The following is a 9,248-nucleotide window of genomic DNA, read 5'->3' on the forward strand; positions in this document are numbered from 1 at the left end:
GTATTCGACATTTGTTGCTCAAAGTCTGCCGCTTTTTTTGTAGCGAAACCTAAACCAAGAGCAACTGGAGCCATGTACAAACTGCCTTTTTTACCGAAAGCGACAAGTTTATCTCCTGTCTCATTTAATTTTTTTTGATACTTGTCTAAATCTTGAGTCACTGTCCCCCATGGTGAGCTTTTAACAGCTTGCTCTCTCTTGAATTTCTTATAAGATTCTGTGGTAGTATCAATCTTTCTTTGCAAATTATTGTAATTTGCAACTTCATTATTTACTGCTTTTTCCCCTGCTGCTAAAGCTTTTGGCATTTGTTGTAATTCTTTGTTAAGTTTGTTGTATGCTTTTTGATTTGAATTGACTTCTTTTTCTGCTTCTTTTAATTCTTTTTCAGTTGCATTACCAGATTTAGAGAGCTGTTCAAAACGTTTTTTTGACTCAGTTAACGTTTTATTAGACTCTTTCAACTCTCCATTTAAAGAAGCATTTCGTTTTTCTAAATCTTTAAAATCGTTTTTAGTTTGAGAAACCATTTTGCTTTGAACAGATAACTTTTTATTAAGACCATCTAGTTCTGTTTCATATCGAGATAAGGTTTTTTCTCCCTTTCCAAATGCCGAAAGATTCGCTTTCATTTCGCTATTCACAGAGCCGAGGGTCCGCTTCAACCCTTTCATTCCCTCATCTACTTTGGCAGCATCTAAGTCTAGATTAATTGTCAATCCTTGAAGTTTATTCATTATTTACCTCCTTCCTAATTGACATCTTGGTATTGTGATACAAAGTCAACAAGTGAAACTTTGTTGTTTTCTGATTTTGCTTCTTCTTTTTCGATTATCAGACGGCATAACTTTTTGTATTCTTGATTATCTGTTTCTCGAATTGTCCAGCCATACTCTTTCATGCAGTAACGCCTAATTGCATCGAGATCGGACAAAAACTCGGTAAGCGTTATTACTTTGCTTCCTCATCTCCACCATCTTCATCCTCGTATTCATCTGGTGAAATCTCCCGAAAGACAGACACCAATGTATCGTTTAATTTCTTCGAAGGAATATTTTTTTTAAGAAAATCTATTGTAATGTTTTCATCATCAAATAATTTCACAATAAATTTTAACTGCATTTCCAAAATTGTCGTTTTCTTTGGATCGTCAGAAGTATTGATGTATTCTCTAATTTTTTCTTGTAGTTTCCAATATTCTTCTAATTCAATTACAGATGTATCTTCTCTCTCATATAGCTCTTTCTTTTTTTCTTTTTTATTAAATATTTCTAGTTTAATCACTATTTTCTCCACCTTTTTTATGATTTTGGTCAACAAAAAAAGAGTAGGATTTCACCTACTCTTAAAATATTTTATCCTTCCGGTACTACTGGTGTTTCAACAAAACCAGGAAAAGCCATGTTGTAAATTTTATCTCGGAATTCTTCGCCCACAGCCATCGCGAAAACGTCCCCAGCATCATTATAAACAAATTCACCAGTGAGACTAGTTGCTTCGGGTTCCTTTGGTTTGTCTTCAGACGTGTTTAATTTAACATCATCTTGTCCATACTTTCCTTTTAGTAAAGCAAAGAATACCGGTTCCCCTCGCAAGGTTTCACTTTCCATCACGCATGAAGCGTATGGTGGAGCAGTGTTTTTTCCTACCGTTACAATACCATCTGCATTCTTTTGACGACCCAATAGATCTTGTCCTAATTCAAACGGAAGTTCCATGATACCGATTGTTTGCTTAACATCACCAGAACCTTTTTTGGAAATGTAGTATGGACCATTCGAAGCGAAAACTTTAATAGCTTCGGCATCAAGACCAGAAATATCAGCTTCAACCGTACCACCTTTTTTATTCTTACCGTTTACTTCTACTTTTTTTGTTACTTTTTCGTCTTTTTCATCATAAATTCCAAAAGTTGCTTTTTCAAACCCGATTGTTGTAATCATTTATTTCACTCCTAATTAATTTTATTGATATAGCTTGTATGGCAATCCATTGTATTTTCGTGCATCTACGAATCGCCCTGTTTCTGGAAAATATTCATCTAAACCACCAGCGAGTTGTCCAAATCCTATTTGTTTCATTTCTTTTCTAACTTCGTCTTGTATTTTTTTTACTATTAACCTGTCGTTAGATTGCACATCAATTTGTACTAAAAAATCTTCCATCGTGGATTCATTACTGGAAAAATTAGTTGGTATTGGAACATCTAAAGGTATTATTAACAAGAAGGTTTTTGTAGAATCACCTGTGCCTGGAAAATCATAATATTTAATTCTCTCTTCGCAAGTAGTGTGAATGATATCGTTTTTACTTAATGTTGTATATATGACATTCAAAATATCAATCATAGTTTATCACCTATTTTCTTCTGTACAATTGCCCTGTAAGCTCTTTCAGATATTCTTAGTGACCTGGCAACACTACCTGTTCCTGCTGGTGTGATTTTTTTACCATTCCTTGTATAACCATATTCGTTGAGATGAATTATTTTATACCTGTCTTTAGGTCCCTTCCAATCAATTTTTATGCTTCTAACCCCTTTGTCATACACAGGTTTTTCTATATTGATTTCATCAATAGATGCGCCTGTATCTTTAAATTGAACAAATTCACTTTTAAGTGTTTTCGCTACAAGAGTAGCGCCTGCAATTAAAGCAGGGTCTACTAATTGCGGCAAGTTTTCTCGTCCAAATAAACTGACTAACTGTCTTTCTAACTCTTCTACTCCACTAACCTCTACAGTCATGTTTGAACCCCCAGAAGCACATTTACAAAGCTATTACTTTGCAAATCTGGGCTAACATTAATCACATTAAATCTTTTGCCTAAATAACGATAATCTAATATTTCTACATAATGTTTGTTACTAACTGTATACTCACCTTTAGTGTCTCGAATATTAATTGTGACAGCTTCTTTTGTTCCCGTGCCATGTAAAATTTCTAAATCTTTCATGGATGGTTTATAAACTTCTGCAAAACATTCGAAAAGGGTAATCTTTTCTATTTCGCCCGGTTCAGGACCACTTGCCGGCTGATATTCAAAAAAAGCAACAGGGGTCCGTAAATCCCCACTCTGAATTTTCGGCGGTTTAAACTGAAACTTCATCAGATTCACCACTTTCAGCTACATAGAGAGAGAAACCTAAGCTAGTTATTTGTGATTGAAAGTTTTCATTGAAGAATTCTATCGAATCATTATACGCGTATCTAGTACGATCAATGACCAATTCTCTTGCCCTAACATGTTCATCTACATTAAACAGCCCGCATTTTTCTTGTAAATCAGCAATAGAAAAAGATAGCAACTCTTTTAAATTGCTATCTTCGCTATTGTGAGAAATACGCATACGCTCTTTAAATTTTTTAAGAAGGTCATCTGATACTTCCATGCACAGCACCTACTTTTTTTTATCTTTTTTTGGTTCATCCAATCGCTTTAAAAAAGAAGTTCCCAAATTATCAGAGACTTCATCTGCACGTTTTACAGTCAATTCAATTTCTGTTCCTTTTTCATATACTTCTTTGGTCTCTTTGTCTTTAAATTTCTTTAATACTTCAAATTTAGCCATTTACAATCACCCTTCCGGAGTTTGTTCTGCTGGTTTGATATTTAATGTCCATACAGCTGATGCTTTATCGTCTTTCGCTTTACCGTACGCAAATTGTTTTGCAGCATATAAATTAAGGTCTTCAAATGCAAGCGTTTGGTCAAAAGTAGAAATATCCAATGGACCACCAACAAGTGCATCATAACGTTCTGCTACGTAAGAAATAGCTTTCTTTTCTGGAACGAATAATGATTCAATGATATTTAAATTGTATGGTAGCGCAGTCACATAAACACCGTTCGCATTTAAGCTTGTGTATTGTTTCTTAACATCCCATGCATCCGTTGGATTGACTAGTAAAGTAACTTTACCTGCAACGTTTAATGGATGTTTGTTTTCTTTTACAGAGTGATATTTATATACATCTGTTAACTCATTAACCGTCACTTTAGGACTAGCAAATGTCAGTGTTCCAGAAGCAACTTTTTCTGGATATACACCATCGGTTACTGATGTCCCTTTAGCTACTTTTCGATTTAAACCAATCGGTTGAGATTTACCAGTACCAACGATAAACGCACTTTCTAACGCAACTGCAAAAGCTTCTTCAATTTGCGTAACAACAAAGCGTTTTACCCAAACAGGACCAAATTTTTCAAGGTCTTTAGGCACAACAACAAATGCCGTTAGCTTGTTTTGAATAGACTCTTCTTCACTGAATGTCGCATCTAGCTGTCCTTTAATTTCACCAAAAATATTACCCCACACGGCAAGACCGCTTGTTTCGGATTTTAAGAACTTAGTACGCAAACCAGTAGTGCGCATCCCGATGGATGCAAGGAAAGGATGTTCAGTTGTTAAATCTTCAAAGATTTCATCAACAACTGTTTGTGGTAGCAATGTTTCTTCTTTATATCCAACCTCTTTATTAATATCATTGAAGAATTTAATTTCTTCATTCGTGATATTTTTGTCAGTTCGGCTAGCTGAAATATATGCGTCCGCTTCTTGACGTGCTTCTTTCTTAGCTTGTTCCATGATATCAGCTGCCATCGCGTCTACCATTTCCACATATGCTTTATTTTGAATTTCTTGCGTGTCTTCGTTTTTAACAGCATTAACAAAAGCTGTCCGTTTTTCCTCGTAATTCGCGAGGTTGTTTTTTAATTTGATAGTCATAATTTATTTCCTCCTATTTTTGGGTATTAAAAAAGAAACCGTTTGAGTCCATTCACTTCCGACTCTTCCGATTCTTCCGATTCCTTTTCTTGTTCAGCGATATGTTGATTCAAAGTTTTCCCATCAAGTATCACTTCATTTTTTAATTTTGCAATTGTATCTTCTACAATGCTTTGAATTTGTTCCGCCGATACAGATACTTCTAAAATTGATTGTGTACCATTAGTATCTTTCAGCCCCCTTACTTTATCCAATGTAGCTTGTGCTAACATGCCGCCTGTACTTGCTACTAATTTTGGCGTTTCGCTATTTTCTTGAAACATCACACCATCTGCTAATCCTAGCTCTACAGCCTGTTGAGAATTTAGCCATGTTTCTTCTCCCATCATATTTAACAGTTCTTCTAATGTTTTTCCCGTTTTCAGCTGATAAGCATTAGCAATGGATATATTGGCATTTTGAGCAATTTCGGAGGCTTTTTTTAACTCTCTATAATCACCTCTCCCACCATACTGAACATTGTGAATCATCATTTGACCAGTTGGAGAAATTAATACTTCATTTCCAGCCATCGCAATTACAGATGCTGCGCTTGCCGCCATTCCAACAATTTTTACAACTACATTTCCATTGTATGATTTTAATGCTGTATAAATTTCACTACCAGCAAACACATCTCCACCATTGCTATTTATCCAAACTTCAACTTCACCTGACGCATTTGCCAAGGCTTCATTGATATCTTTTGCACACGTAGCTTCCATATCCAGCCAATCATAAATCCATTTGTCATCATTTCCAATAATAGGACCTTTGACTTCAATTTTCGTCATTCATTCTCACCTCCTTCATCTGCTGACTGATAGTTTTTAGTAATTAAATATTTATCTAATTCCGGATTATCTACTCGTTCAGCGCCCAATAATTCTCGAACTTCATTACGATTAAATGAACCAGAGGCAACCAACTTATCTACAGCTTCTGCATTTTCTATAATGTCTTTTTTGTGTATGATTTTGATATGTTCACCCGCTAAAAACTCGTTGGAAGTAAATAATTTAGCGTTTAATTCATCTTCTAGCTTTTTAGTGAGAGGATCAATACAATATTCCATATATGCTTTCATATTATTACTCAAATCTGCCATATCCCCATGTAGCAGAGCAGAGGGAATGCCGAGAATACTAGCTACATAATCAATCATTTCTTTTCGAAGTTTTTTGATCTCATCAAAATTTTGGCTACTATTGACGCTAGACGTTCCAAACTCTTCATAGTTAAAGCCTTCTAGTTGAGGAACAATGGCAATTTCATTGTTATTAAATGCAGCATACAGTTTGTCGATGTAAGTCTGTAATTTTTTTTGTTTTTCATCGTCCGCAATGCCTGCCATTTTGAAGTTAACAGCCCCGCGGATTTGGAAGTTACGCATTTGTGCTCGAATCATGCGACCAAATAACTCACCGTAATCCTCAAACATGCCATCAGTAAATGCAGCTAGTCGCTCATTTCCATATTCCAGAAAAATCACATCATCCATACTAAAATTACGATTATAACGATAATCTTTCACCGTAACCCCTTCAAAAACATCCGGATAAAGCGCGAACTCTTTTCTAACATAACTATCAGCAATTAAAAAATCGTCCGTATCTGAAAGGACGATTAAGCACTCGTTATCATAGATTAATTTATAGATCACTTTTTCCCAGAAAGAACTCGAACTCATATCTGTATTTGGACGAACATTTAATTTATAATACAATCCGTCTCGTACACTGCTTTCTCCACTTTTCAATCTAAAATCAGATTTGGCGATCGTTCGTGCTATATGTTTTACACACGTATTTAAAGCCATTTTCTTCAAATAAACCTTTGTTGTTTTATCTTCTAAAAACTCTAAATCCCACATCCACTCAATTTCTTTGTTCCGTTTAAATATCTCCGAAAGAAATCCCAATATATCACCTCCTAAAACGTAATGGCATTAAGCATATTTAAAACTTCATCTACATCAAGGTCTTCTATTTCATCCGCACGCCATAGAGCATGTACAAATGCTTGAAATCCATCTGTTTTACGCCTATGCTCGTCTTTTTTCAGGTATTCTTTATTACCATCTGGTTTGATTTTCACCGCTACATTGTTCGTATACCAGCGCATCAAAGGGTTATCGCCAAACACAATGCGATGATTTGCGAATAAAGTTTCAATTCGCGGAGCTAGCAAACTATGAGCTGCACGTGGATTTCTAATAATCTCCAGTTCGAATCCTTCTGCTTCAAACAGCGGGCGCATAAGATCCATTCGGAAGTTATCCCCAATGACCTTTTGAATACCGTAATTTTCCCGCATTTCAACAAACCAATTGACCACATGACGAGGGTCGATTGTAGGTTCATCTACAATGGTCAGTAATCCCTGCTTTTCCCATTCTTTGATGGGCGGTTTAAGGTTTGCGATATCCAGATAGCCTTTTCTAGCAAATGAATGTGATTTCCAAATATAATCATCGCCCACACGGAACAGCAATCCAACAGCCGCGAAGTCCTTAACGCTTGCATAGTCAAATGCACCAATACAAGCTCGGTTTTGGAGTTCTGGCATTTCTCGGTTAGTTGCGAGAATATCTTCCCACGGTGCTACTACCTTTTCCAAGTCTACTTCTGGAAGGTTCATTCGTTTAGTCATGAATGCTTCTCTGCCGCTTGGATTATTCGTTAATGCTTCATATTGTTTTCTAACTTTATTTAGTAAGCGTTTAGAACGAGGACTTAATGGCTTTTCAAAAGCAGGATTTGCTTTTTCCCACATAGCTTCATTCTTGACTTCTGCCGGATCGTCTAGCTTACAAATAAAAGGAAACATGCGATCGTTAAGATTTTCGCCGCTTAAAATTGCTTTACTGCGTTCTTCCAACTTGTCATAAAATCCCGCTCTTACAAATCCATTAGTGCCAATAAAAAATTCTCTGGGATTTGCGACTTTGCCAAGTCCTCCAGAGAATACATCAATTATTTGTCTATCTTCATATTCATGTGTTTCATCATAAATAACACAGCCTTCACGACCACCATCTTTAGTTTTTGCATTTGACGTTTGAAATTTAAAAACACTGTTGGTTCCTTTGCCAATAATCTGTGCTTTCCACGCGTCAAAGCTGCCTTCCAATTTAGGATTTCCGTCTATTGTATTAAATACTTCTTTAAAACTAACTTTCGCTTGGTCTTCGGAATTCGCTACTACCGAAACATCGTAATTGTTAATCCCATGTAGCGGACTTATAAAATAATTTGATAATGTACTTATAAACCCGTTCTTACCGCCACCGCGACCAAGTGTTATAAAGAACTCTTCATAAAACAGTTCATTGTCTTCTTTAAAATATAAAAAAATAAATGGTGCAATAAACTTTTCCCAGTTATCCAAAGGAAAGTACCATTTTTCACTAAAAGCAATATAATTTTCTATTTGTGTCTCATCAAAATATATATCATCTCTACTAAGAACATGTTTTTGTAAGTAATTTATTAGATCGATTCGCTCTTTATTGAGTAGTATTTTTCCACTTTCATACGACTGTATATAGTTATCAACGTGTTTATTTGATATCATATCAAGTCACTACCATCTTGATTATCATTTTCGCCTTTGAATATAAAAGAACGTTCAATAGATAATAATGAAGTGTTGATTCGATTTTTTTCTTGTATTGCTGGATTAGTTTTCGTGAATTTTTGCGAGCCGTTTTCAGTGACAACAACAGCACCATCCACTTCAATGCTTTTGTCTAACTCGTAATATATACGTATTAAATTAATATAACGATTAACTTTTTCGAGTTCTTTCTGACTAGTAGTATCAATATTTGATAACAATTCTTTTTCCAATTTCTTTATGTTATATTCCACTTTCAACCCTCCCTCCTTCATGAGACTTTTTAATATTTCTGCGGAGAAGACCCCCACACCGTTCCCCAGAGCCAAATTAAAGTGCAAACCTTTGACCCGGGGGTGTCACCATCGTTCATCATTCACCCATTTATTTATTTTCCTTCTAAATTGAAAGCGATTATGTTTTTTGTTATGACATTTTATACACAGAGTAGTGAGATTATCTATATCAAGCGCAAGTTCAGGATGATGTTCTAAATCATTAATATGGTCCACATCGAGTCTTTTATGCTTGTCTGGGTCATGATAATCAGTAAACACCTTTCCTTGCCTCTTACACTCTTGACACTCATAGTTATCACGCTTTAATACTTCTTTACGTATGCTTGCCCATGCCTTTGACTTATAGAATGTATGACGTTCTGCTTGTGTTAGCATTAGTACCTAGTCTCTTCACTATTCATTTCTGCAATCTTAGCCAGATTACTTTCAGTAGATAATGAATCTCCAACATTTATACATAGTCTTGAACCTTCATTGTCTACATCAATATATACAATGTCTAAGTTTAATCTTTCGGTTGGTTTAGTTTCAAGGTATGAATCTGTTACCCATAACAACCTAAG

Annotated in this window: 16 protein-coding genes; all 16 read right to left on the minus strand. The window is 35.5% G+C overall.

Features of this window, described 5'->3' with window-relative positions:
• Window positions 1-737, minus strand: a 737-nt coding sequence (locus tag QJT78_RS45395; protein ID WP_281460653.1) for a hypothetical protein, incomplete at its 3' end; no start/stop codon positions are given.
• A 14-nt stretch (window positions 738-751) separates the two neighbouring features.
• Window positions 752-901: a hypothetical protein gene (locus tag QJT78_RS45400; protein WP_009917697.1), complete on the minus strand. Its 150-nt coding sequence runs from the start codon at window positions 899-901 to the stop codon at window positions 752-754.
• Between the two features lie 50 nt (window positions 902-951).
• Window positions 952-1,284 (minus strand): hypothetical protein, encoded by a 333-nt coding sequence (locus QJT78_RS45405; protein WP_009917698.1) that lies wholly within the window; start codon window positions 1,282-1,284, stop codon window positions 952-954.
• Between the two features lie 71 nt (window positions 1,285-1,355).
• Complete coding sequence (locus QJT78_RS45410) at window positions 1,356-1,943, minus strand: major tail protein (RefSeq protein ID WP_046326023.1); 588 nt, start codon at window positions 1,941-1,943, stop codon at window positions 1,356-1,358.
• Between the two features lie 21 nt (window positions 1,944-1,964).
• Window positions 1,965-2,348 (minus strand): hypothetical protein, encoded by a 384-nt coding sequence (locus QJT78_RS45415; RefSeq protein WP_061107848.1) that lies wholly within the window; start codon window positions 2,346-2,348, stop codon window positions 1,965-1,967.
• Complete coding sequence (locus QJT78_RS45420; RefSeq protein ID WP_061109156.1) at window positions 2,345-2,746, minus strand: hypothetical protein; 402 nt, start codon at window positions 2,744-2,746, stop codon at window positions 2,345-2,347. The genes QJT78_RS45415 and QJT78_RS45420 overlap by 4 nt, the downstream gene beginning before the upstream one ends.
• Window positions 2,743-3,108 carry a hypothetical protein gene (locus QJT78_RS45425; RefSeq protein ID WP_045552979.1) on the minus strand — a complete coding sequence of 122 codons (366 nt, stop codon included), beginning with the start codon at window positions 3,106-3,108 and terminating at the stop codon, window positions 2,743-2,745. The genes QJT78_RS45420 and QJT78_RS45425 overlap by 4 nt, the downstream gene beginning before the upstream one ends.
• Window positions 3,092-3,391 (minus strand): hypothetical protein, encoded by a 300-nt coding sequence (locus QJT78_RS45430; protein ID WP_061727971.1) that lies wholly within the window; start codon window positions 3,389-3,391, stop codon window positions 3,092-3,094. The genes QJT78_RS45425 and QJT78_RS45430 overlap by 17 nt, the downstream gene beginning before the upstream one ends.
• Window positions 3,392-3,400: 9 nt before the next feature.
• Complete coding sequence (locus tag QJT78_RS45435) at window positions 3,401-3,571, minus strand: hypothetical protein (RefSeq protein WP_014601417.1); 171 nt, start codon at window positions 3,569-3,571, stop codon at window positions 3,401-3,403.
• 6 nt (window positions 3,572-3,577) lie between these two features.
• Window positions 3,578-4,729 carry a phage major capsid protein gene (locus QJT78_RS45440; RefSeq protein ID WP_003731647.1) on the minus strand — a complete coding sequence of 384 codons (1,152 nt, stop codon included), beginning with the start codon at window positions 4,727-4,729 and terminating at the stop codon, window positions 3,578-3,580.
• A 26-nt stretch (window positions 4,730-4,755) separates the two neighbouring features.
• On the minus strand, window positions 4,756-5,562 hold the full coding sequence (locus tag QJT78_RS45445; protein WP_031669132.1) for a head maturation protease, ClpP-related: 807 nt from the start codon (window positions 5,560-5,562) through the stop codon (window positions 4,756-4,758).
• Window positions 5,559-6,689: a phage portal protein gene (locus tag QJT78_RS45450; RefSeq protein WP_023548926.1), complete on the minus strand. Its 1,131-nt coding sequence runs from the start codon at window positions 6,687-6,689 to the stop codon at window positions 5,559-5,561. The genes QJT78_RS45445 and QJT78_RS45450 overlap by 4 nt, the downstream gene beginning before the upstream one ends.
• Before the next feature lie 11 nt (window positions 6,690-6,700).
• On the minus strand, window positions 6,701-8,344 hold the full coding sequence (locus tag QJT78_RS45455; protein ID WP_070771654.1) for a terminase TerL endonuclease subunit: 1,644 nt from the start codon (window positions 8,342-8,344) through the stop codon (window positions 6,701-6,703).
• Window positions 8,341-8,640 (minus strand): P27 family phage terminase small subunit, encoded by a 300-nt coding sequence (locus QJT78_RS45460; RefSeq protein ID WP_009931611.1) that lies wholly within the window; start codon window positions 8,638-8,640, stop codon window positions 8,341-8,343. Before QJT78_RS45460 ends, QJT78_RS45455 begins: the two co-directional genes overlap by 4 nt.
• 105 nt (window positions 8,641-8,745) lie before the next feature.
• A complete protein-coding gene (locus QJT78_RS45465) occupies window positions 8,746-9,060 on the minus strand; it encodes an HNH endonuclease (RefSeq protein ID WP_012581463.1) in 315 nt (104 codons plus the stop codon).
• Window positions 9,060-9,248, minus strand: a 189-nt coding sequence (locus tag QJT78_RS45470; RefSeq protein WP_281460654.1) for a hypothetical protein, incomplete at its 5' end; no start/stop codon positions are given. The genes QJT78_RS45465 and QJT78_RS45470, both read right to left, overlap by 1 nt.

It is taken from the genome of Bradyrhizobium sp. Mp27, from assembly GCF_029953005.1.
Taxonomy (GTDB): Bacteria; Pseudomonadota; Alphaproteobacteria; order Rhizobiales; family Xanthobacteraceae; genus Bradyrhizobium; species Bradyrhizobium barranii.